Origin of the sequence: Robertmurraya sp. DFI.2.37, assembly GCF_029211245.1 — a bacterium.
Classification (GTDB): domain Bacteria; phylum Bacillota; class Bacilli; order Bacillales; family Cytobacillaceae; genus Robertmurraya; species Robertmurraya methanolica_A.
Genome location: NZ_JARGEJ010000073.1, coordinates 1 through 20,390 on the forward strand (window position 1 = coordinate 1; position 20,390 = coordinate 20,390).

Annotated in this window: 33 protein-coding genes and 1 pseudogene; 27 read left to right on the forward strand and 7 right to left on the reverse strand. The window is 34.4% G+C overall.

Annotation, left to right across the window (positions count from 1 at the left end):
* Positions 1–407, forward strand: a 407-nt coding sequence (locus PZE06_RS22870) for an ATP-binding protein (protein WP_275792058.1), incomplete at its 5' end; no start/stop codon positions are given.
* The gene (locus PZE06_RS22875) at positions 391–909 is read left to right on the forward strand and encodes a hypothetical protein (protein ID WP_191963565.1); all 519 of its coding nucleotides are present in this window, start codon (positions 391–393) and stop codon (positions 907–909) included. The genes PZE06_RS22870 and PZE06_RS22875, both read left to right, overlap by 17 nt.
* A gap of 204 nt (positions 910–1,113) precedes the next feature.
* On the opposite strand, the gene PZE06_RS22880 is transcribed toward PZE06_RS22875, so the two are convergent.
* The 3 genes from PZE06_RS22880 to PZE06_RS22890 all read right to left on the reverse strand — a co-directional run bounded on the left by PZE06_RS22880 (position 1,114) and on the right by PZE06_RS22890 (position 2,394).
* Positions 1,114–1,371 (reverse strand): hypothetical protein, encoded by a 258-nt coding sequence (locus PZE06_RS22880; protein WP_151026000.1) that lies wholly within the window; start codon positions 1,369–1,371, stop codon positions 1,114–1,116.
* Positions 1,372–1,654: 283 nt separating this feature from the next.
* The gene (locus PZE06_RS22885) at positions 1,655–1,867 is read right to left on the reverse strand and encodes a hypothetical protein (RefSeq protein ID WP_151025999.1); all 213 of its coding nucleotides are present in this window, start codon (positions 1,865–1,867) and stop codon (positions 1,655–1,657) included.
* A gap of 53 nt (positions 1,868–1,920) precedes the next feature.
* A complete protein-coding gene (locus PZE06_RS22890; RefSeq protein WP_151025998.1) occupies positions 1,921–2,394 on the reverse strand; it encodes a hypothetical protein in 474 nt (157 codons plus the stop codon).
* A 399-nt stretch (positions 2,395–2,793) separates the two neighbouring features.
* Between PZE06_RS22890 and PZE06_RS22895 the strand changes: the two genes are divergently transcribed.
* Positions 2,794–3,243 carry a hypothetical protein gene (locus PZE06_RS22895; RefSeq protein WP_151025997.1) on the forward strand — a complete coding sequence of 150 codons (450 nt, stop codon included), beginning with the start codon at positions 2,794–2,796 and terminating at the stop codon, positions 3,241–3,243.
* A gap of 350 nt (positions 3,244–3,593) precedes the next feature.
* On the opposite strand, the gene PZE06_RS22900 is transcribed toward PZE06_RS22895, so the two are convergent.
* Positions 3,594–3,956, reverse strand: coding sequence for a helix-turn-helix domain-containing protein (locus tag PZE06_RS22900; RefSeq protein ID WP_151025996.1), 363 nt, complete (start codon positions 3,954–3,956; stop codon positions 3,594–3,596).
* Between the two features lie 139 nt (positions 3,957–4,095).
* On the opposite strand from PZE06_RS22900, the gene PZE06_RS22905 reads away from it, so the two are divergent.
* The 24 genes from PZE06_RS22905 (at position 4,096) to PZE06_RS23020 (ending at position 18,805) form a co-directional block, all read left to right on the forward strand.
* Entirely contained in the window at positions 4,096–4,386 is a 291-nt protein-coding gene (locus PZE06_RS22905; RefSeq protein ID WP_151025995.1) for a hypothetical protein, read from the forward strand.
* A 17-nt stretch (positions 4,387–4,403) separates the two neighbouring features.
* Complete coding sequence (locus tag PZE06_RS22910; RefSeq protein WP_010648811.1) at positions 4,404–4,709, forward strand: hypothetical protein; 306 nt, start codon at positions 4,404–4,406, stop codon at positions 4,707–4,709.
* Positions 4,710–4,727: 18 nt separating this feature from the next.
* A complete protein-coding gene (locus PZE06_RS22915) occupies positions 4,728–5,150 on the forward strand; it encodes a hypothetical protein (RefSeq protein ID WP_151025994.1) in 423 nt (140 codons plus the stop codon).
* A gap of 105 nt (positions 5,151–5,255) precedes the next feature.
* Positions 5,256–5,471, forward strand: a complete 216-nt coding sequence (locus PZE06_RS22920) for a DUF7695 domain-containing protein (RefSeq protein ID WP_060669334.1) — start codon at positions 5,256–5,258, stop codon at positions 5,469–5,471.
* An 82-nt stretch (positions 5,472–5,553) separates the two neighbouring features.
* Positions 5,554–6,363, forward strand: a complete 810-nt coding sequence (locus PZE06_RS22925; protein ID WP_151025993.1) for a cupin domain-containing protein — start codon at positions 5,554–5,556, stop codon at positions 6,361–6,363.
* A gap of 143 nt (positions 6,364–6,506) precedes the next feature.
* Positions 6,507–7,154 carry a hypothetical protein gene (locus PZE06_RS22930; protein WP_145524155.1) on the forward strand — a complete coding sequence of 216 codons (648 nt, stop codon included), beginning with the start codon at positions 6,507–6,509 and terminating at the stop codon, positions 7,152–7,154.
* A complete protein-coding gene (locus PZE06_RS22935) occupies positions 7,154–7,912 on the forward strand; it encodes a cytochrome c biogenesis CcdA family protein (RefSeq protein WP_151025992.1) in 759 nt (252 codons plus the stop codon). The genes PZE06_RS22930 and PZE06_RS22935 overlap by 1 nt, the downstream gene beginning before the upstream one ends.
* An 18-nt stretch (positions 7,913–7,930) precedes the next feature.
* Positions 7,931–8,524 (forward strand): peroxiredoxin family protein, encoded by a 594-nt coding sequence (locus PZE06_RS22940; protein WP_060669091.1) that lies wholly within the window; start codon positions 7,931–7,933, stop codon positions 8,522–8,524.
* A 30-nt stretch (positions 8,525–8,554) separates the two neighbouring features.
* Positions 8,555–9,238 (forward strand): response regulator transcription factor, encoded by a 684-nt coding sequence (locus tag PZE06_RS22945; protein ID WP_060669092.1) that lies wholly within the window; start codon positions 8,555–8,557, stop codon positions 9,236–9,238.
* Positions 9,225–10,310: a sensor histidine kinase gene (locus tag PZE06_RS22950; protein ID WP_010648802.1), complete on the forward strand. Its 1,086-nt coding sequence runs from the start codon at positions 9,225–9,227 to the stop codon at positions 10,308–10,310. The genes PZE06_RS22945 and PZE06_RS22950 overlap by 14 nt, the downstream gene beginning before the upstream one ends.
* A gap of 58 nt (positions 10,311–10,368) precedes the next feature.
* Positions 10,369–10,758, forward strand: coding sequence for an OsmC family protein (locus PZE06_RS22955; RefSeq protein WP_010648801.1), 390 nt, complete (start codon positions 10,369–10,371; stop codon positions 10,756–10,758).
* 341 nt (positions 10,759–11,099) lie between these two features.
* Positions 11,100–11,651, forward strand: a complete 552-nt coding sequence (locus tag PZE06_RS22960; RefSeq protein WP_151025991.1) for a sulfurtransferase TusA family protein — start codon at positions 11,100–11,102, stop codon at positions 11,649–11,651.
* Positions 11,652–11,663: 12 nt separating this feature from the next.
* Positions 11,664–12,059: a DsrE/DsrF/DrsH-like family protein gene (locus tag PZE06_RS22965; protein WP_060669093.1), complete on the forward strand. Its 396-nt coding sequence runs from the start codon at positions 11,664–11,666 to the stop codon at positions 12,057–12,059.
* 83 nt (positions 12,060–12,142) lie between these two features.
* Positions 12,143–13,270 carry an MBL fold metallo-hydrolase gene (locus PZE06_RS22970; protein WP_151025990.1) on the forward strand — a complete coding sequence of 376 codons (1,128 nt, stop codon included), beginning with the start codon at positions 12,143–12,145 and terminating at the stop codon, positions 13,268–13,270.
* Between the two features lie 32 nt (positions 13,271–13,302).
* On the forward strand, positions 13,303–13,530 hold the full coding sequence (locus PZE06_RS22975) for a sulfurtransferase TusA family protein (protein WP_151025989.1): 228 nt from the start codon (positions 13,303–13,305) through the stop codon (positions 13,528–13,530).
* A gap of 63 nt (positions 13,531–13,593) precedes the next feature.
* The gene (locus tag PZE06_RS22980; protein ID WP_151025988.1) at positions 13,594–14,373 is read left to right on the forward strand and encodes a sulfite exporter TauE/SafE family protein; all 780 of its coding nucleotides are present in this window, start codon (positions 13,594–13,596) and stop codon (positions 14,371–14,373) included.
* Between the two features lie 58 nt (positions 14,374–14,431).
* Positions 14,432–14,728: a rhodanese-like domain-containing protein gene (locus tag PZE06_RS22985; protein ID WP_010648794.1), complete on the forward strand. Its 297-nt coding sequence runs from the start codon at positions 14,432–14,434 to the stop codon at positions 14,726–14,728.
* An 11-nt stretch (positions 14,729–14,739) separates the two neighbouring features.
* Entirely contained in the window at positions 14,740–16,434 is a 1,695-nt protein-coding gene (locus PZE06_RS22990; RefSeq protein ID WP_151025987.1) for an FAD-dependent oxidoreductase, read from the forward strand.
* A 207-nt stretch (positions 16,435–16,641) separates the two neighbouring features.
* Positions 16,642–16,998, forward strand: coding sequence for a sulfurtransferase (locus PZE06_RS22995; protein WP_151025986.1), 357 nt, complete (start codon positions 16,642–16,644; stop codon positions 16,996–16,998).
* Positions 16,988–17,248, forward strand: coding sequence for a metal-sensitive transcriptional regulator (locus PZE06_RS23000; protein WP_010648789.1), 261 nt, complete (start codon positions 16,988–16,990; stop codon positions 17,246–17,248). Before PZE06_RS22995 ends, PZE06_RS23000 begins: the two co-directional genes overlap by 11 nt.
* 178 nt (positions 17,249–17,426) lie before the next feature.
* Positions 17,427–17,786, forward strand: a complete 360-nt coding sequence (locus PZE06_RS23005) for a rhodanese-like domain-containing protein (protein ID WP_151025985.1) — start codon at positions 17,427–17,429, stop codon at positions 17,784–17,786.
* 15 nt (positions 17,787–17,801) lie between these two features.
* On the forward strand, positions 17,802–18,101 hold the full coding sequence (locus PZE06_RS23010) for a rhodanese-like domain-containing protein (protein ID WP_151025984.1): 300 nt from the start codon (positions 17,802–17,804) through the stop codon (positions 18,099–18,101).
* Positions 18,102–18,130: 29 nt separating this feature from the next.
* Complete coding sequence (locus tag PZE06_RS23015) at positions 18,131–18,517, forward strand: DUF302 domain-containing protein (RefSeq protein ID WP_151025983.1); 387 nt, start codon at positions 18,131–18,133, stop codon at positions 18,515–18,517.
* Positions 18,518–18,568: 51 nt separating this feature from the next.
* On the forward strand, positions 18,569–18,805 hold the full coding sequence (locus tag PZE06_RS23020; RefSeq protein WP_151025982.1) for a glutaredoxin family protein: 237 nt from the start codon (positions 18,569–18,571) through the stop codon (positions 18,803–18,805).
* Between the two features lie 531 nt (positions 18,806–19,336).
* Here the strand turns inward: PZE06_RS23020 and PZE06_RS23025 are convergent.
* The 3 genes and pseudogenes from PZE06_RS23025 to PZE06_RS23035 all read right to left on the reverse strand — a co-directional run.
* Positions 19,337–19,624 (reverse strand): hypothetical protein, encoded by a 288-nt coding sequence (locus PZE06_RS23025; RefSeq protein ID WP_191963564.1) that lies wholly within the window; start codon positions 19,622–19,624, stop codon positions 19,337–19,339.
* 70 nt (positions 19,625–19,694) lie between these two features.
* Positions 19,695–20,327 carry a reverse transcriptase domain-containing protein gene (locus PZE06_RS23030; protein WP_309145454.1) on the reverse strand — a complete coding sequence of 211 codons (633 nt, stop codon included), beginning with the start codon at positions 20,325–20,327 and terminating at the stop codon, positions 19,695–19,697.
* Positions 20,300–20,390 (reverse strand): annotated as a pseudogene (locus tag PZE06_RS23035) (ATP-binding protein); the annotation flags it as partial. The gene PZE06_RS23030 and the pseudogene PZE06_RS23035, both read right to left, overlap by 28 nt.

Sequence of the window (20,390 nt, forward strand, 5' to 3'; positions counted from 1 at the left end):
TAGCTTTTACAATGGAAGCTATAATTAAGGGATATTCCGCAGCTTTTATGAGGACAGATGATTTTATTACAGAGTGTAAAAAAGCAGAAAAGGCTGGTCTTCTTAATCGAGTCATTAAACGTTGGAGGCGACCTCATATACTAGTTATTGATGAATTGGGTTACTTCCCCTTTGATGAACTTAGTGCCAATGTGTTATTCCAGGTCATATCTAAAAGATATGATCAAAGAGGAGCTCTTATCATTACCTCTAATAAGTCATTTGTTGAGTGGGGCAAGATCTTTAGGGATGAAGTATTAGCCACAGCCATATTGGATCGCCTTCTCCACCATGCGATCACTTTTAATGTAAAAGGGAATTCTTATCGGCTTCGAGAGAAGCAAAAAGCCGGTGTCACACCTGTATAAGTTTAGCGATGATAAATGGGAATTTAGAACCGTTGAAAAGAGGGAATTTCAAAACGTTGTTGACAGTTACAAAGTTTATTGGTATAAATGGGGTAGATACGAAAAATTAATAAAACAAACTAAGACTACAACAATTGAAGATTTATTAAGAAGAGTATTCTTATATATATTTTCACTACCAGAAATCATTGATGAAAAAGAAAGGGATCATATCATTGCAGAAGAGATAAAACTAAAAGAAGAACAAGAGAGGGCATTACTCAGGGAGCGGAGAGAAAGGGAATATAAAAGAACTCAGGATTTGTTGAATAACTCGGTAAACTATTTTTATTCGAAACTAATCAAGGAATACATTTCTGCTGAATTAGATGAAACAACAGATGAATATGTGTGGGCTATGAACAAAGCAAAGTGGATTGAGGATTCAAATAAATACCAAGATGATATATTAGGAGAAGAAGACAAAGAAATGTTATTAAATAGAGAACAAATGTATAAGTGACTATCTATTGTTGGGGAGTTACTCTATGTCATGAATATCTGAAAATATCGATGATTCTATAATGAACTTGTTCGCTCGGTTCTTGAAATTATTGATTGATAAAAAGCAGCTATTGAAGGCTTCTGCGTTTCCTAATAGCTGCTTATACTTTTAACGGCCCTCGACTCCGTATTTACTGGCTCATACATTACGCAATACACGCATTTACACTAAATCTGGAAAGAGCAATGTCCCTTCTTCTGTAAAAATGAGATGGGATTCCTTGTACCCAAGATAATGGACATAAAATGATTTTCCTTCATATAAACTATCTGTTTCGGATAGCAAATTACAATACGAAATAAAACCCAAGCTACCATCTTTGGAATATGTATACACTTCTATTCCTTTACTAGTAAAATTACGTATTCGAACCTTAGTTGTTTGATGGATTTCAAAACCAGTACGGTCTATTAAACCCATTAAGCAAAACCCCTTTTTCAAATCTGTTATTATTTTATAGGAACGTAATCCATCTCAAATATGTCTGCATAATACAATTTACAACTCTCCCTTCCTATGATTCTTCCAATCATCTCGGCATATAAATCATGAAAATAATCATTTGCTTCATTAGATCTTCAAATCCCTTACTGGTTACAATATGATTTCTAGCGTCAAAACCAATAACAACGTAACATTTCATATGACTTCCTCCATTTGCGTTTACAATCTGGTAGGAATCACCACGCGGAAAATACTTTTGTTATCGTTCATTTTTTCTAAACCAATTATCCCATATTTCATGGAATAAAAAGTTATATTTAATCATTACCCCATATCCAATGACTAGACTTACAATCAAACCGGGATATATAGGTTGGTTAAAGAAAATATTTACTATGACTGTATATGTTGCTGCAGCATTAAGGCTGATTGCCATTGCATTAATGAGATAAGAAAGTTTAAAGAAATCCATGTAGTTCACCCTACCTTGATTAGTCTTATAAATGCTTTTAGTTATTAAAACTATTAACTAAGCACATCACTCATAACACAGCCTGCAAGCGGATTTGAAATATCAATATGACGGAATAACCAATTAATTATCTTCGGTTCAAAGCTAAATTCCTCAACAAATACTTTTCCTTCAATGAATAGTACGGCAATTTCAGCAGATATGGTTATCCGTGTATCAGGATACTGAAAAGTCATCACTGTATGTCGACTTTGATAATTATCTATGTCTGTTTTAGAGTCCTCGAAATAAGTGGCTATGTTATCGTCTTCAGTGATCTCGACAAGCTTCTTATAAAAGTCCTCGATATTATCTTTAAAGACTCCTTCTTTTAATTCGCCCTTTGCAGTAAAGTCAGTCAGAGTTGTAGTATACTGCTCTAGGTCGATTCTCTCATTTATGTATTGTTCCCAATGGACTTGATCAAGTGAGTTAGTAAATTTTGCTTCGAATTTATTTACAATACCGAGAATGTAGAATGCTCCCAATTGTGTCCCTCCTCAATAAATGAATTTCTCCATTGCACTTTATTGGCCTTGGCCCTTGCTTTACTTGTTAACGCTATTATAACGATTACCTTGAAAAATTTATATACCTTTTCTGCAACAGGTCGATTCGTAGTCATAACAGGTCAGATAGTGTTCATAAATCGTCATTTTGAGGGCATGAAAATTACTCATCTTGCTATAGCGGTTTGAATGTATTATTAAAACGTGGTAAAAAGTAATTATCTACTCTTGAAATTCACATTAATTCGTAACCTCCTCAATTGGAAATCATCAAGTCAATTTGTATTGGAACGAGATAGTTACACTTGCTATTACTAATTTCATTTAGTGTGGTTGAACGAAGTATAAGTGCTAGATAGGAAAGGATAAAGTGATTTTATGACAGATAGTGAGAGGAAATTTGGATGGGTGGATGACTGGGCGAAGATGACGGGTGAACGTGCAAGGATCGATGCGAAAGTACATAAGACTGCTATTGTATATAACACGAAGATGGGTAAGGTAAAGGAGTTTTACGATGGTACAATCCAAAGAATGGATTCAGGAGAAAGCAAGGGTGGAATAATGCGAGAGAAGGAACGGATAAATAGAATTATGTCACTGTTACAAAGAATTTGGGAGCAGCAATCTGAAATGCGATTTAACCAAATTATTTCTAACCTGCAGCATATGTATTCATCGCAAAACGAAGGATATGGTCAAAGAATGTTGATAGAAAATGGGGAAGAAGTAAAATCTTCTTATTTGGACTTTTTCTACTTGGAGGATGATAAATGGGAAGAATTCCTGCAAAGGATGGTAGATAGTCAGGAAAGGGACTATAAATAAACTTTAACCTATTGTCTTGACACGGAAGGTTTAGGAACTGCAATAGGTAGAAGAAGGTATAATGGCTAAATTGATGACAAAATGAATTGGAGTAATCCAGTACAGATAAAAGTAAATGGAATTTATAATTGAATAAAGAAAACGGAAATGCCTCTTATGACACCTCCGTTTTCTAGACCTACAAATTGCACTAACACCAGAAATATTCATCGTAGCGTTAATCAATCTAGTAGTATTAATAGACATATTTATTATATGTCAACAGATCATGTTTAAGCAACAAGATAAACCCAATAGACTAAATAAAAGTGTAGATCATCTACAACAACTTATACAAAGATATGTTCCCTCTAGTCTTTTACATATGGCAGCAACAGCGTATATAGCCCTTTCTTCTGTTCAAGAGATAACGACGAAATCATTTTATTTAATTTAGCATCAAGTTCTTCTTCTGTATTTGCATCATCTTCTTCACTTAATTCGATATTTTGTAGTTTGCTTTCCCCTTCAAGTGCATACAGAAAATCACCCATCGATATATTAAGTGCCTTACATATTTTTTCTAATAAGGAGAAGGTGATCTCTTGATTGCCGCTTTCTATTCGTGATAAAGAAGGTTGAGAAAGACCGATTTGTTTTGCAAAATCAACCATTGTTAATTTACTTTCTCTTCTTAACCTACGTATCAACTTACCAGCCTGTAAATCGTCCATTTTAATTTCCCTTCTCATTCTATTTCCTTTATCGTATTATTTTCTAGTTTTACAATCAATAGATATCATGTTATATTCATAATATAAATATATTCATAATATAAATATATTCATAATATGAATAAAAGGGTGATTTTAGATGATTGATGGTTTCCCAAGATTGGTTAATCAACTGATTGAAAGTCGTTTGGAGGATATCATTACTAGTGAAGAATATGAGATGTTTATGGAAGGGATTTATAAGGATTTGGAACAGAAGCTATCGTCAAGCATTAAAGATCTTGATGAAGAGGCAAAGAATAATCTTATTGAAGATCTTAAATCAGATATTTTTCAACAGGTATTCCAGAAAAGTAAGTTGACCTACCGTGTGGCGTTTAAAGATGCACTTTCATTTTTTGTTGATACATTATTAATACCTAAAAGATAAAGGAGTTGTTGCGAATTATGTCTTCAATGAATCTCTTCAAAGGAAAATTGGTTATAGATATTGTAGCAGCTGTAAAAACTAGCGATGAAAAAACTATGACAGATGAAGCCCATGAAGGATTTACGCCTGAACTTACTAATGAGATCATGGCTCTCTTGGGTGCAAAAGGTTATATCTGTCAAACGTTTGGAGTTACATTAGAAAATAAAGGTGTAGCATATGATGTTGAGTTGGAACTAATTGAAAAGGAAAAGCAGGAATCTTCTAGAAGAGCTGAATCAGTTTATAATAAGGCAAATCGTATAACTATTAAATTAGACTAAGGGGATATCAAGACAGTAATGGTTAAAAGCACAAGTTTATCAGAAATACCAAAAGCTTTATTTGAAGATAGGGAAGTAAGCATTAATCGTGGTGAATACATTATTCGTTACATGATTGATGATGGTAAAGAAGTTCCGGCTATGTTGATTAAACAATATGGATATTATGCAGTACCCCAAAGTATCATGGTGGAAATAAGAAGAGGAACAATGCCCTTAGCAGATTTGACATTCCTCTTTGCTTGTTACTATGTTGCTTCTACAAGTAATCGCAAAAGTATTCGAATGGATGAAGTTTTCGAATGTATAACGGGGAATTGGGATGAGATCCGAACTCGTAACACTGCCCAGCGATTTAGTTTAACTTTATCTAATATGGACACATACAAAAGATGGATAAAAAAGCATGATCATTATATAAAATACTTTGTAAAGTATTAATTAAAAAGAAGTATCCAAAAGGGGAACTTCTTTTTTTGATAATTATTGTTAATTACAAGACCAGTTGAACGCACGCACATAGTAGTTAGAAAGGAATTTTATCTAATGAGAAGGGTATTAGTGAACAAGGTTCGTTGTAAAAAGTGTGACGATATTATTGAATCAATACATAGTCATGATTTTAAACGATGTAAATGTGGGTCTATATTTTTAGATGGAGGCAAGGATTATCAGCGGTATGGTTGGGGGACGAATCAGCCTAACAGTGTAAAACTGGAGGATTTCATCGATTTTAGTTATTCAGTTTATGAAGAAGATTGAAGATAGACTTCTTGATATACTAAAGTACATTTATTGAGAATGATACATAGGATACATATGACAATAATGGAGGAGTGAGAAGATGTATTATTCACCGTATATGTATCCAAATTATTATGTAAGTGTTCCAATGCACCATGTTCGCCAACAGCCTATATATTGGGGTTACCCACAAGAAACAAATATGGGGAGCATGTATCAACCAACGCAAATAGAAGATAGAGCAAAAAATATGGCATTTAAAGATAAAGGGAAACAGCCATTCGTAATAAATATAGAGGAAGCTGCGGAAAGGAATCGCAACTTTCGCACGGCAATATGGACCGGAAATCATTTGCAGGTTACATTGATGAGTATTGGTGTTGGAGAAGACATTGGTTTGGAAGTCCATCCAGATGTAGATCAATTTCTACGTATTGAAGAAGGTCAGGGGCTTGTTCAAATGGGTGACACCGAAAATAATTTGAACTATGAAAGAAGGGTTTCTGAAGATTATGCTATCATGGTTCCTGCTGGTAAATGGCATAATTTAACAAACACTGGAAATAAGCCATTAAAGTTATATACCATTTATGCACCTCCAGAACATCCATTTGGAACGATTCACCAAACGAAAGCAGATGCAATGGCTGCGGAAGAAGGCGGTAATTCGGCCAATCCAACTTATTTCGGTAGAACTCCAGATGAATGGGTACAGTATACAGAGTTTTTAGTGAAAGAAGGATTAGAAGACGTTAAGAGAGGAATAAATGCTACACATATCCTTCAAGAGTTTATTCTCATGGGAGTTCTCGTTGGAAAAGGCTATTCTCCTAAAAGAGCATATGAGACTGTAGAAGAATGGGAACGTACGGGAGAATCAAAACTTCTTCCGCAAAGTAAAAATATGTAGGGATAGTCTAGTATTAAATGTGGTTTGTCATTTTGACAAAACTCCTTTTTTTATTTTTATGAAATGTTAAATGTAACTTTCATCAAATTTTCACATTGGAAGGGTAAGGTACATTAGACGGAGTTTGAAAGTGAGGAAATACGATGGCTATAGCAAGTAAGTTAACAGCAATTGGTATAATTGCTCTAAGTTTCGCAGTAGGCTTTCTATCCTTCTATCTGTTAAGTGACTTAACTAGAGAGCAAAAGAAATTACAGGTAGAGGAAATAATATCGCAATTATTCAATTTTGTAATCTTTATTTGGATTGGGAAAATCTTAATAAACCTTTCCACTTTTATATCGGATCCTTTATCCATTTTGGCTTATCCGAGTGACTCAAAATCATTTTATTTTGCTATTGTATCAATAGCATTAATGCTTCTATATAAATCGAAACAAAAAAACATGCAAGTAATTCCCTTATTGGATTCTTTTGTCCATCTATTTCTTATTAGTTCGTTTGTATATGAGTTTATTCAATTCGTTGTAGTGGATAATTTCTATGCATTGGGATATTTAATTTTATTATCCATTTTAATCGCTATATTCTTTTTGTTACGGGAGCGTTTTACTACTTTGAAGATGTTGACGGTCATTGTTATAGTTTGGTCGATTGGTATGCTTATTTTAGGATTTGTTCAGCCTTTTGTGACGGTCTTTGGTTATATCATGGCACCATGGTTTGTTGGATTGTTTTTAGTAATGAGCGTCGGTATTTTAACTTATAAAATAAGAAGGGGGGCTACATAATGGGTATTATTGAGACTGATACGATGCTACTGGTAGGAATGCTATTAGCAATAGGAGCTGGTGCTTTATCATTTTTATCGCCATGTGTTTTGCCAATTTTCCCAGCCTATATGTCGTATATAACGGGCATTAGTGTAAAGGAATTACAAGGTAATAAGAATAGAAAAATAGTTCGCCAGTTATTCGCTCATTCGTTCTTCTTCCTTTTAGCAGTTTCCCTAGTATTCCTTAGTTTAGGTGCCAGTGCTTCGTTTTTAGGACAATGGGCGCAAAAACTCTTGGTTGGTGATTCTGGACTACTCATTCAGCGGATAGCAGGAGTTTTTATTATTATAATGGGGTTATTTATAGCGGGTTGGATCCAAATACCGTCTCTAATGAAGGAACGGCGGTTTCATTATACGAAAAAACCAGCTGGATATGTTGGGACATTCTTTATTGGGCTTGGGTTTGCTGCTGGATGGACACCTTGCATCGGACCAATTTTCGGTTCCATTCTACTCTTAGCTACTAGTAATCCCGGTCAAGGAATGTTTTATACGATTATGTATCTATTTGGATTTGCATTACCATTTCTGGTCTTAACATTCTTTATTGGGAAAACGAAATGGATAGTACGGCATAGCAACATCATAATGAAGATAGGTGCCATCATGATGATTTTGATGGGATTCGTTCTATTCTTCGGATTAATGCCACGTATTTCAGGATTCTTACTAGATTTAGTACAAGATACTTGGTTATCAAGATTAGGGTAAACTTAGGAGGTGTTTGTGATGAAAAAATGGATTCTTTTAGTTGTAGTGATAGGTATGGTAGGCTGGGCAGTCTATGATTTCCTCGACTCAAACAAAAAGTCTGCGGTCCATTTTGAAAATGTAGAGGAGCTACAAGAAGTAGAGGCTGAAGCTACAGATGAAGGAGTAGAAGAAAATCAGAAGCCTGTTATTGGTTTGGAAGTTGGGAACAAGGCACCAGATTTTCAACTAGATACGTTAAGTGGGGACAGTGTAAAATTATCGGACTTTCGTGGACACCGTGTAATGATTAATTTTTGGGCAACATGGTGTCCACCATGTCGAGCAGAAATGCCTGATATGGAAAAGTTCCATCAAGATAAGGATATTGTTATTTTAGCAGTTAATCTAACCAATTCGGAATCTAGTGTAGAAGATATAGAGAACTTTGCTGACGAATATAAACTAACTTTTCCAGTTTTAATGGATTCCAATTTAGACGTAGCAAATCTCTATGCAATCCAACCAATTCCAACTACTTATATGGTTGATTCCAACGGATTGATTAGTTACAAGGCATATGGTGCAATGAATTACGATTTGATGGTGCAGGAATTTGAGAAGATGGAGTAAATTACATATGATGGGCAAAGAGGTGAGAGAATGAAACAAACCATATTAGTTGTTGAAGACGATAAAATGATACGTGATTTAATCAGCATTTATTTGAAAAAATCAGGCTATGATGTTGTGGAGGCTGTAGATGGAGAGGAAGCAAAGGAAGTATTTCTATCGAAACATCCTTGTCTTATCATACTAGATCTAATGCTCCCTAAACTTAGTGGAGAAGAATTTTGTACATGGGTTCGGGAACAAGAGAGAAATGAAGTATCGATCATTATGCTATCTGCTAAATCACGTATAGAGGATAAAATTAATGGGTTAAAGATTGGGGCAGATGATTATATAGTGAAACCATTTGAACCAGAGGAACTTCTAGCTCATATTGAAGCTGTACTACGGCGAACAGGGCAATTTTGCCAGAAGATTACTTATGATGGATTATGTATTAAACCTCGAAAAGGGGAAGTTTTACTTTTGGATCAAGAAGTAAAACTAACGAAGCATGAGTTCAATCTTTTATATTATTTTATGGAGAATCCGAATACGGTTATCTCTAGAGAAAGCCTTTTGAATCAACTATATCCTTATGCGGACAAATTAATACTAGACCGGACAATAGATGCACATATAAAGAAACTAAGGAAAAAAATCGAAGAAAATCCAGCTGTACCTAAACGAATTATTACGGTCCGAGGAATGGGGTATAAATTTGTTACGGAATAAAATAAGAAAGGTGCTTGTTCCCAAACAATTTCTTTTTCGATTAACGTTTATTAACATATTAGTGATTGCTGCATTTGTAGGTTTAAGTAGTTGGGCAATTTATAATACTGCATGTGTTCTTGCGGATGGATTAACTTCAATGAGTAATCAAAAACAAGCTCAATTCGAGACGACATTATTTCAATACTTGTGGATATTCAGTATTTCTACCATTATTATTGGTAGTCTTATTCATTTCTATTTAACCAAAAAGTTGATTCATCCATTAAAAGAACTAATTTCCTCTACTAAAAGGATGAAACAGGGTGAATATCCTAATCCTATTCAAGCTAAATCAGATGGTGAAATAGGCGAATTAATTAGTCATTTTAATGATTTAATTAAACAGCTTGAGGATAATGAACTTCATCGACAAAAACTAGTTTCTGATTTATCCCATGAGTTTCGTACTCCTCTATCCAACTTAAAAGGGTATCTCCGTGCATTACAAAGTGGAGTGATTCAAGGAGACGAAAAGCTATACCAATCTTTATTCAATGAATCAAAGCGGCTTATTCATTTGGTAGAGCAGATGGAACAACTGAAAGAATGGGATCACGTATCAACCCAGAGTTTTTCAGAAAAATCACTTGTTCAAATTGAAAAGATAGTGGAACAATCGATAGAAATGTTTCGCTGGGCAATAGAACAGGAAGACATTAACATGCAAGTAGACGTTGCACCGAGTATTATTAAACTAAATAGTGGTGCAATCTCACAAGTCATTAGTAATTTACTTGATAATGCCATTCGCTACTATGAGGGTAGTGGGTCAATAACAATCAAGGGAATAGATTCTCAATCAGAGTATAGGCTTAGTATAGCTGGACCCGGAAAATCTCTTTCGATTGATGAGCAGGAACGAATTTTTGAACGGTTTTATCGTGTTGACCATTCGAGATCACGAGAATATGGCGGTTCTGGTTTAGGGCTTGCTATTTCAAAAGAGATTATTGAACATCACCGAGGAAAGATAGGTGTTATTTCAGAAGAGAATGTGCATACCTTTTGGTTTAGTCTGCCTAAAGGATAAGTATTGACTTTTAGCTATCTCATGAGGGCATTATTAAAAAATAAGAGAGGCGAATAAAATGAAGTTTAATTTTAAGGACTCAGGAGCGTTAGAAGCAGAATTTGAATATGGTAAACTTGATATTTCGAGTAATTCGGAACTTGGCTTTCGACCAGTACAGCTACTCGTTTCGTCACTTGTGGGGTGTAGTGGGGGATTATTAAAGAAGGTAATGGAAAAGAAACGTATTGCTTTTGATACAATTAAAATGGAGGTAGAAATCGAACGTAATGAGGAAGAAGCGAATAAAGTTACAAAAATAGTGTTACATTTCATTGTTTTTGGTAAGAATTTAAGTATTTCAAAAGTCCAAAAATCGCTTGACCTTGCAATCAAAAACTGTGCCATGATTCAGTCTGTTAATAGTGCTATTGAAGTTGTTGAAACAATAGAAGTTAGAGAAAAGTAGGTCGGGTGAGCATTGTTGGTAAAAGGAAGGTGTTGGAAAGGTTCTACCATATTAATGAGCGTGGGAAGATTAATCTAAATCTAAACAATCAAAACCTGTCTCATTCTAGAACCATCCAAAAAAATAGAAATCAAATGGTTGACATTTTACCCTAGGGGGTATATTATTGGTCTTGTAATTGATTTTCAACAAGCTAAATCAATGGAGATCTATAAAAGGTATACTGCAAACGTCGTTATCAATAACGACTAATTTATTGCTAAATATTATACCCATAGAGGTATAATAAATACCAAATCGTAAATTTTTTTGTTAAAAACAATACCGTGGGGGGTAAATGTATGATTCAAGCAAATCACCAATTAGATGCAAAAGGCTTAGCTTGTCCAATGCCAATTGTGAAAACTAAAAAAGCAATTACGGATCTTGAAGATGGTCAAGTATTGGAAGTTCAAGCTACAGACAAAGGATCTAAAGCCGATTTAACAGCATGGGCAAGCACTGTTGGACACCAATATCTAGGAACATTGGAAGAAGGCGATGTTCTTTATCATTACATTCGCAAAGGCTCTAATGAACCAGAAGTGGAAAAAACATTTGAACACACTGTTTCACTTGATGAAATTGAATCAGGTGACGGTTTAATTTTAGATGTGCGTGAAGCAGCAGAATATGCATTTGGTCATATTCAAGGTGCAAAGTCCATTCCAATGGGTGAATTAGAATCACGCCTTGAAGAATTGGATAAAGAAAAAGAAATCTATGTAATCTGCCGTACAGGGAAACGTTCTGATTTGGCAGCACAACTATTAGCAAAAAATGGTTATAAAAAAGTTTATAACGTTCTACCGGGTATGAATGAGTGGAACGGAAAAATAACAAAAGAAATCTAGGAGGAATTTATTATGTCAGAAAAAGTAGCTATTATCGCAGCAAACGGTGGAATGTTTGATGCATACAAAGTATTCAATATCGCAACAGCAGCAGCAGCTTCAGAAAAAGAGGTACAAATCTTCTTCACTTTTGAAGGACTAAACTTAATTCATAAACAAGCAATGCACGCTTTAGAAATGCCAGCAGGAAAGGAACATTTTGCTGAAGGGTTTGAAAAGGCAAATGTTCCTACTATCCCACAACTAGTTGGGATGGCACAGGAACTAGGTGTTAAATTTATAGCATGTCAAATGACAATGGATGTTATGGGACTTACGAAAGAAGATTTCGTTGATGGTATAGAAGTTGGTGGAGCAGTAACATTCCTAGAATATGCAAAAGATGCATCACCAACATTAACTTTCTAATTAGATGATCAATCTTTATGCAGTGGAGAAATTCTCCACTGCTAAAAAATAATTTAAAATATACCTAGGGGGGTAATTAAATAATGACAGTAAATAAATGGACTGCAGCAGAAGTTGCTCGAAAAGTAATTGATAACGAAGAATTATTTATTTTAGATGTTCGTAATCATGATGCATTTGAGGATTGGAAAATTGAAGGACATAAATTCGAGTATTTAAATATCCCTTACTTCGAATTATTAGATGGTGTAGAAGAGATTTTGCCTAAACTTCCAACAGATAAGGAAGTATTAGTAGTATGTGCTAAGGAAGGATCTTCCGTTATGGTAGCAGAAATGCTTTCTGAAGCTGGTCGTGAAGTTGCATATCTTGAAGGTGGAATGAAATCTTGGAGTAGTTATCTAGAACCAATTAAAGTTTCCGATTTAGAAAATGGTGGGGAGCTATACCAATTTGTTCGTTTAGGAAAAGGTTGTTTATCTTATATGGTAATTTCTGAAGGCGAAGCAGCTATTATTGATGCAGTGCGTTTCACGGATGTATTCACAAACTTTGCGAAAGAAAAAGGAGTAGAAATCAAGCACGTATTTGATACACACCTACACGCAGATCATATTTCAGGTGGACGTCATATTGCAGCAAATACAGGAGCAACTTACTATCTACCACCAAAAGATGCGACAGAGGTAGTGTTTGATTACACGCCACTTACAGAAGGATTAAATGTAAAAATTGGTGCATCTCAAATTGATGTAAATGCACTTTATTCACCGGGTCATACCATTGGTTCTACTTCATTTGTTATCGACAATCAGTTCTTGTTAACAGGTGATATTTTATTTATCGACTCCATTGGTCGTCCCGATTTAGCAGGACTTGCGGAAGATTGGGTAGGTGACTTACGAGAAACATTATATTCCCGTTATCGTGAACTAGCTGAAGACCTAGTGGTGTTACCTGCACATTTCATGATTATTGATGAGTTAAATGAAGATGGTACAGTGGCTAGAAGATTAGGTGATTTGTTTAAAGAGAATCATGGATTAAACATCGAGGATGAAGTGGAATTCCGTCGTACTGTTACAGATAACCTACCACCACAGCCAAATGCGTATGAACAAATTCGTCAGGTAAATATGGGGAAAATCACACCTAATAATGACGAACAAACAGAAATGGAAATCGGTCCAAACCGTTGTGCAGTTCGCTAATTAATCAATAGAAAAAAATGGGGGTAAATTAAATGAACATTACAAAAACATTAGATGCAAAAGGCTTAGCATGTCCTATGCCAATTGTAAAAACTAAAAAAGCAATGGATACGATTAACTCTGGTGAAGTACTTGAAGTACTTTTAACAGATAAGGGTGCTTTAAATGATATCCCAGCATGGGCTAAATCAGGTGGCCATACCGTATTAGAACAAAAAACAGAAGAGGATGTTCTGTACTTCTATATTCAAAAAGGATAAAGAAAACCAAATAGCGAGTAGCGTGAACTACTCGCTTTTCTAAATAAGAAAGAAGGTTTAGTAATGGATTTAACTTTTATCATCGTTGTGTTTGCAATTGGGTTTATTGGTTCCTTTTTATCCGGTATGTTAGGTGTTGGGGGTTCCATTATTAAATACCCAATGCTACTTTATATTCCCCCTTTATTTGGTCTAGTAGCATTTACAGCCCATGAGGTTTCTGGAATAAGTGCAGTACAAGTACTGTTTGCTTCCATTGCAGGTGTATGGGCATATCGAAAAGGTGGATACCTAAACAAGCAGCTCATCATTTATATGGGTGGAGCTATCCTAATAGGAAGTTTAATGGGTAGTTATGGATCGAGTTTCTTATCCGAGCAAGCAGTAAATGTTGTGTATGGTATTCTAGCTGTGATTGCAGCTGTAATGATGTTTGTACCAAAGAAAAAAATGGACGATGTACCATTAAATGAAGTTACCTTCAACAAGCCGCTAGCGGCAATATTAGCATTAATTGTGGGAATAGCATCTGGTATAGTCGGTGCGGCAGGAGGTTTTTTACTTGTACCAATCATGCTTACGGTTTTGCACATTCCAACACGAATGACGATTGCAACAAGTTTAGCAGTAACGTTCATTTCTTCTATCGGGGGAAGTGTTGGTAAAATTGCTACTGGACAAGTAGATTATTGGCCAGCTGCTATTATGATTGTAGCAAGTTTATTAGCGGCACCACTTGGAGCAAAAGTAGGAAAGAGAATGAATACCCGAATTTTACAAGTGATATTAGCACTTTTGATTGTGGGTACTGCTATTAAAATTTGGATAGATATTTTGACTTAAATAATATTTTAAACCTTCTAGATACGAAAATAGACAATAATAAAGGAGATGCAGACTGATGAAAAGTATATCAGCAGTAGAGTTACATGAGAAAATAAAAAATGGAGAAAACGTCCATATTATTGATGTCCGGGAAGACGTTGAAGTTGCAGAGGGGAAAATTCCTGAAGCTAAACATATTCCTTTGGGGGACATCCCAAATTCTTTAGACAAAATAGATAAAAATAAACATTATTACATGGTTTGTCGTTCTGGTGGAAGAAGTTCAAGAGCATGTGAATTTTTAATCAATCAAGGATATAATGTTACGAATATGACTGGCGGAATGTTAGCGTGGGTTGGTGAAATAGAATAGGAGGCTTAAATATGGGAAAGAAAGTACTGATTGTTGGTGGAGTTGCTGGTGGAGCTTCTGTCGCTGCACGAGTCAGAAGATTAGATGAAAGTGCAGAGATTATTATGTTTGAAAAAGGTCCTCACGTATCCTTTTCGAACTGTTCGTTACCTTATCATTTAAGCGGTATTGTAGAAGATAGCGAAAAGCTTGTTTTAATGTCTCCCGAAATCTTTAAGAGTCGCTACAATATTGAAGCTAGGGTACAACAGGAAGTTATTCAAATTAATCGGGATAAGAAAACAATCACTGTAAAAGATTTGATCTCAGATAAAACATACGAAGAGGGCTATGATAAATTGGTGCTTTCTCCCGGTGCTTCACCTATTCGACCAAATTTAGAAGGCATAGACAATTCTAATGTTTTTACAGTACGAAACGTAGTCGATATTGAGAATATCAATTCATATATCAAGCAAAAAGGTATGAAGGATATCGCGGTCATCGGTGGTGGCTTTATTGGAGTAGAGGTTGCAGAAAATCTTAAACTTGCGAACTATAATGTAACATTAGTTGAGTTTGCAAATCAAGTAATGGCACCATTTGATTACGATATGGCTCAAATCCTTCATAAAGAAATGGTGGATCACGGAGTTGAACTTATTCTAGATGATGGGTTAGCTAAAATTTCTGATGGATATATTACAACAAACTCCGGTAGGAAAATTGATGCGCAGGCAGTGGTATTAGCGATTGGTGTAAGACCTGAAACCAACTTGGCTAAGGAGGCAGGTCTTGAGATTGGAGAAACAGGAGCTATTAAGGTCGACTCCAATTACTTAACAAGTGATAGAGATATTTATGCAGTTGGGGATGCCATTGAAGTGTATCATCGTTTGTTACAAAAACAAACAAGACTAGCACTAGCTGGGCCAGCCCAAAAACAAGCCAGAGCGGCTGCAGATCATATGTATGGAATTCCAAATAGAAATATCGGTGTAATAGGATCATCATCCATCCATCTCTTTGATCTAAATGCAGCATCTACTGGACTTAATGCAAGAACAGCTGAGCAAGCAGGAATGATGTACGATTATGTTTACTTAATGCCGGGAGATAAAGTGGGACTCATGCCAGACAGCAATCCGATGCATTTTAAATTGGTTTATGAATATCCAACAGGTCAAATTTTAGGTGCGCAGGCAATTGGTAAAGGAAATGTAGATAAACGAATTGATGTTATTGCAACCATGATTACAATGAATGGAACGTTGGAAGATTTGAAAGACCTAGAATTGACCTACTCCCCAATGCTAGGAACAGCTAAAGATGTCGTTAATCATGCCGCTTTAGTAGGGCTAAACCTACTACAAGGCAGATACAAAGAAGTCAAAGTTTCCCAAGTTCGAGAACTAGTAGAAAGTAATGCTTTTATTATTGATGCACGAGAAAAAGGTGAATATAATGCAGGTCATTTTAAAAACGCAGTTAATATTCCTTTAAGTGAGTTTAGACAGAGACTTGATGAAATTCCAAAAGGTCAGCCTGTATACATTCACTGTCGTTCAGGTCAAAGAAGTTATAATATGGTAATGGCATTACAAAATTTAGGATATGAGAATGTATACAACATTTCTGGTTCCTATTTGGGTGTAAACCTTTATGAATATTTTAATGATTTAGTTACTGGTAGAGAAAGAATAGTAACTGAATATAATTTTAAGTAGACTTAAAATCTGAAGAATATTATTTAACAGTATGAAACGGAGGTACATTATTTGGTGTATCCTCCATTTGTTTTCTAATCTCAAGATGTGTATAAGTTTTGTTAAAGAAATCAATAGCGACTAATAGAAAATAATATTGAAATCTTGACAATATACCCTATTGGGTATATTATTATTTATGTATTCCTTATTAAAAGGTGATCAATTATGATTATATATTTGCTAAGTGTAGTTTTTGTTTTATTATGTTACGAATTATATAGAAGGTATTTCCCAATTATGGGAATAACTTGTAAGAATAGAATTGGCGAAAAGGATATCGTTATATTAGATTTAAGAGATTACAACGAAAAAGGAACGTTAAAAAATGTGGCAATGCAGATACCTTACGCTTATTTGAGAAGACACTACAGTGAGATTCCGGATCAGTCACTTCATGTTGTAGCGAGTGATCGAATGGATATTAATCTAGGGGTGAAATTTTTATTAAGAAAAGGATATAGTGTTAGTAGTTTCGAGATTATAGGTTGTGCATGTAAAGGAGGAATAATAGATGGAGTATGATAAATCTGTTATAAATCGTTTAAAACGTATTGAAGGTCAAATTAGAGGCGTATTAAATATGATTGAGCAAAATAAAGATTGTAGGGAAGTAATTACTCAATTATCAGCATCTCGTACTGGTATTGATCGTACAATTGGATTAATTGTAAGTATGAATTTAGAACAATGTGTTCGAGAGAATATTGAAAATGATGAAGATACGAAAGAACTTGTAAAAGAAGCAGTAAATTTATTAGTGAAAAGTAGATAAGGGTTCTAAAAATTTTCTTACTAAAAGGAAATTTAACAACCTTTTTCTTTTTAAATAAAACATACCCCATTGGGTATATGGTTAAGTCTAGTCTAATGGAAGTAACCGAATGAAACAATTAGAACAGAAGGTAAAATGACATCAGATAAAAATTAAGAAAAGAGAAGGTGAAGGTAGAGTGGATATTATACAATGGATTTTTATTATTTTGATCGCACTCTTTGTGATCAATCGTTTTATGCCCAAAAAGGGCATTACGAATATAACTGTTCAAGAAGCAAAAGATAAATTTAAGGATAAAAGTGTTCAATTTATAGATGTCCGTACACCGGGTGAATATAAAGCAAATCATCGCAAACCGTTTAAAAATATCCCACTTTCCAACTTGCCTAGCCAAGTAGACAAATTGGAAAAAGATAAAGAAGTTGTTGTTATATGTCAAAGCGGGATGAGAAGTGCAAAAGCAGCAAATATGCTGAAAAAACAAGGATTCGAAAATATTTACAATGTAAAAGGTGGAATGAGTGCTTGGTATTAGAAAGGATGACAAGTGATGGCAAATCAAATATCACCAGAAGAAGTAGCTAAACGTCTTCAAAATAGTGAAGAAGTATTCATAATTGATGTTCGTGAAAATGGAGAAGTAGCTAGTGGTAAAATCGCAAGTGCCAACAACATTCCTTTAGGTCAGCTTGCATTACGAAAAGGTGAACTGGACAAGGAAAAGAGCTATGTGGTTGTTTGTCAATCAGGTAATCGAAGTAAAGCTGCCTGTGGAATACTAGAGGCATTAGGTTTCAAGGTTGAAGATATGATTGGTGGAATGAATAATTGGAATGGAAATATTGAATAAAAACTAAGTAGATAGGGGTGAATCAAAAGATGTTTCATTACACAATAGAGACAAACAAATCTATAGAAGATACCATTAAGTCATTGGAAGTTAATTTAAAGGAAGAAAAGTTTGGTGTTCAGTGGCAGTTTGATATTAAGGAAACATTACGAAACAAAGGATATGAACTAGACCATCCATTTACTGTTTTAGAAGTATGTAATCCTATGGAAGCGCAGCGTGTGTTGTCAACGAATCAGCTAATTGGATATTTCCTTCCATGTAAAATCGTTGTTTACGAGGATAATGAAGGGAAAACTAACATAGGGCTACCAAAACCAACTGCTTTAATTCAAATGGTAGAAGATGAAGAATTACAGGAAATTGCAACCGACATTGAAGAAAGATTGATTGCCTGTATTGATAAAAGTAAGTAATCAAGTGAAATTCAATAGGGATTTTGAATTAATAAAAGAGGTTATGAACTAATGAATCAAACTGTCACGGTATATACATCAAGCTTCTGCCCAGTCTGTGGAATGGTAAAAAGTTTTCTAGATTCTTTTGATATTACTTATGAAGAGATAGTTGTAGACTTAAATCCTATAGCAAGGATGAATTTGATAGGAAAAACGAAAAGATTAACGGTTCCGCAAACCAATATAAATGGAGATTGGATAAGTGGGTTTGATCCGGAGAGAATGTTAAAGATATTAATTAAATGATCTCGTACTACTACGAATACGTAAAGACAGTAAGGATATAAACAATCTTTACTGTTTTTTTGTGATATAAAAATAAAGTGATTTCATCAAAAAGACATTATTCTAACTTTAATATTCTTCTAACAAGGATAACTTTTATGTGCAACATTAGAATTTAATACAGTGGTTTATTAAAGATAATATAATATATGGTAACTATTATTAGTTACCAATAAAAGATACTATGCAGAGTAATAGAGGAATAAAGTTAGTGAAATACAGTGCCAGTCAATGTTTGATTTGGCTTCTATTAATGGTTACCATTCATATGTTAATGGCTATTTTGATGTTAACGATTATCAAATGAGTGTATTACTCTGGATAATGGTTACTATTAATCGTAACTAATAGTAAAAGTGAATAGCAAGGTGAGAGATGTAACTGAAGGGAAAGTGTTGATATGATAGTCTTTCTTTATAGTATCCAATAATGGTTACCAATGTTTTATGTATCAGTCATTCCAAATGAATGACTGTGCGTGAAAAGTGATAATCAGTATTTACGTAGTGTTTTATATAATTGATTTACATTTAGTCCTAAAGGGTGAACGATAAGTTTTAATCCAGATTCTTTTAATCTCTTTATAACTGCTGAGTCTAACTTAAATCGTTGTAGTATATTTTTCGTTCTGCCAATTCCATCACTAAAACTAGAACGATTTGATAAGCTGTTATCGACAATAACAATATCCATGATATGAAGAACTTCTGGATTCTTTTCAGCGAGGATTGCGTATTTAAATAACTTTTGAGCTAGGGTTTCGATAGGCTCCGTTCCCATATCCATCTCAATATTTATTATTGCGTCCCTTACTTCTGGTTTTCCTTTTAGTTTAATAATCCAGTCTGGTTTATCCTAGAAATGAAAACTCTTGTGATAACAATCCAAGTTGTTTTTTTTCACCATTGTAATTTAACTTTAAACTTTTAATATGCTTTTCTAGTTTTTTGTCTATCCTCTCTCTATCGTCTTTATTACAAACTATAAGTACATCGTCTACATATCTAAAATAGGCAAAGTCATTTTGATCTTTGAAGTCTCTATCCAATTTATTCATATAAATATTAGCTAAAATATTTGATATAGACAAACCTTGAGGAACACCACGTTCGTTTTTATTATATGGTTTTCTAGTTGTTGAGGTAATTGTAGGTGTCTTAATTGCATTATTAATAAGATTTATTAATTCCTTTTTACGTACTTTTCTTTTCACTTTACTAATCAACAAATCGTGATCGATATTATCATAAAACTTTTCAATATCTATCTTTATAAAATAATTATAATTGGAGTTATTCAACGTTGTTTTTACTTTTGAAATAACAGATTGAACTATTTCTAGATTTATATCTTCAATAAACGCATTAGATAATATTCTGTGGACAATAGCTAATGTTACTTTGTCTCTAATAGTTGGTATGTGACCGTCAAGTAGAATGAAACAATTTTTGCTCGTTATTTTGAAACACTTTGTTCCCCAAATATGGTAGAACGATGCTTCATACGATAACTATCTTCATTTAAATGAATGATTTCTACTCGGTGA

Excerpts from the sequence above, each read along its gene's own strand:
- PZE06_RS22880 (WP_151026000.1), bottom strand. The coding sequence starts at position 1,371 with ATGGGTTTAATAGACCGTACTGGTTTTGAAATCCATCAAACAACTAAG.
- PZE06_RS22885 (WP_151025999.1), bottom strand. The coding sequence starts at position 1,867 with ATGGATTTCTTTAAACTTTCTTATCTCATTAATGCAATGGCAATCAGC.
- PZE06_RS22895 (WP_151025997.1), top strand. The coding sequence starts at position 2,794 with ATGACAGATAGTGAGAGGAAATTTGGATGGGTGGATGACTGGGCGAAG.
- PZE06_RS22900 (WP_151025996.1), bottom strand. The coding sequence starts at position 3,956 with ATGGACGATTTACAGGCTGGTAAGTTGATACGTAGGTTAAGAAGAGAA.
- PZE06_RS22905 (WP_151025995.1), top strand. The coding sequence starts at position 4,096 with ATGATTGATGGTTTCCCAAGATTGGTTAATCAACTGATTGAAAGTCGT.
- PZE06_RS22910 (WP_010648811.1), top strand. The coding sequence starts at position 4,404 with ATGTCTTCAATGAATCTCTTCAAAGGAAAATTGGTTATAGATATTGTA.
- PZE06_RS22915 (WP_151025994.1), top strand. The coding sequence starts at position 4,728 with ATGGTTAAAAGCACAAGTTTATCAGAAATACCAAAAGCTTTATTTGAA.
- PZE06_RS22920 (WP_060669334.1), top strand. The coding sequence starts at position 5,256 with ATGAGAAGGGTATTAGTGAACAAGGTTCGTTGTAAAAAGTGTGACGAT.
- PZE06_RS22925 (WP_151025993.1), top strand. The coding sequence starts at position 5,554 with ATGTATTATTCACCGTATATGTATCCAAATTATTATGTAAGTGTTCCA.
- PZE06_RS22930 (WP_145524155.1), top strand. The coding sequence starts at position 6,507 with ATGGCTATAGCAAGTAAGTTAACAGCAATTGGTATAATTGCTCTAAGT.
- PZE06_RS22935 (WP_151025992.1), top strand. The coding sequence starts at position 7,154 with ATGGGTATTATTGAGACTGATACGATGCTACTGGTAGGAATGCTATTA.
- PZE06_RS22940 (WP_060669091.1), top strand. The coding sequence starts at position 7,931 with ATGAAAAAATGGATTCTTTTAGTTGTAGTGATAGGTATGGTAGGCTGG.
- PZE06_RS22945 (WP_060669092.1), top strand. The coding sequence starts at position 8,555 with ATGAAACAAACCATATTAGTTGTTGAAGACGATAAAATGATACGTGAT.
- PZE06_RS22955 (WP_010648801.1), top strand. The coding sequence starts at position 10,369 with ATGAAGTTTAATTTTAAGGACTCAGGAGCGTTAGAAGCAGAATTTGAA.
- PZE06_RS22960 (WP_151025991.1), top strand. The coding sequence starts at position 11,100 with ATGATTCAAGCAAATCACCAATTAGATGCAAAAGGCTTAGCTTGTCCA.
- PZE06_RS22965 (WP_060669093.1), top strand. The coding sequence starts at position 11,664 with ATGTCAGAAAAAGTAGCTATTATCGCAGCAAACGGTGGAATGTTTGAT.
- PZE06_RS22970 (WP_151025990.1), top strand. The coding sequence starts at position 12,143 with ATGACAGTAAATAAATGGACTGCAGCAGAAGTTGCTCGAAAAGTAATT.
- PZE06_RS22975 (WP_151025989.1), top strand. The coding sequence starts at position 13,303 with ATGAACATTACAAAAACATTAGATGCAAAAGGCTTAGCATGTCCTATG.
- PZE06_RS22980 (WP_151025988.1), top strand. The coding sequence starts at position 13,594 with ATGGATTTAACTTTTATCATCGTTGTGTTTGCAATTGGGTTTATTGGT.
- PZE06_RS22985 (WP_010648794.1), top strand. The coding sequence starts at position 14,432 with ATGAAAAGTATATCAGCAGTAGAGTTACATGAGAAAATAAAAAATGGA.
- PZE06_RS22990 (WP_151025987.1), top strand. The coding sequence starts at position 14,740 with ATGGGAAAGAAAGTACTGATTGTTGGTGGAGTTGCTGGTGGAGCTTCT.
- PZE06_RS22995 (WP_151025986.1), top strand. The coding sequence starts at position 16,642 with ATGATTATATATTTGCTAAGTGTAGTTTTTGTTTTATTATGTTACGAA.
- PZE06_RS23000 (WP_010648789.1), top strand. The coding sequence starts at position 16,988 with ATGGAGTATGATAAATCTGTTATAAATCGTTTAAAACGTATTGAAGGT.
- PZE06_RS23010 (WP_151025984.1), top strand. The coding sequence starts at position 17,802 with ATGGCAAATCAAATATCACCAGAAGAAGTAGCTAAACGTCTTCAAAAT.
- PZE06_RS23015 (WP_151025983.1), top strand. The coding sequence starts at position 18,131 with ATGTTTCATTACACAATAGAGACAAACAAATCTATAGAAGATACCATT.
- PZE06_RS23020 (WP_151025982.1), top strand. The coding sequence starts at position 18,569 with ATGAATCAAACTGTCACGGTATATACATCAAGCTTCTGCCCAGTCTGT.
- PZE06_RS23025 (WP_191963564.1), bottom strand. The coding sequence starts at position 19,624 with ATGGGAACGGAGCCTATCGAAACCCTAGCTCAAAAGTTATTTAAATAC.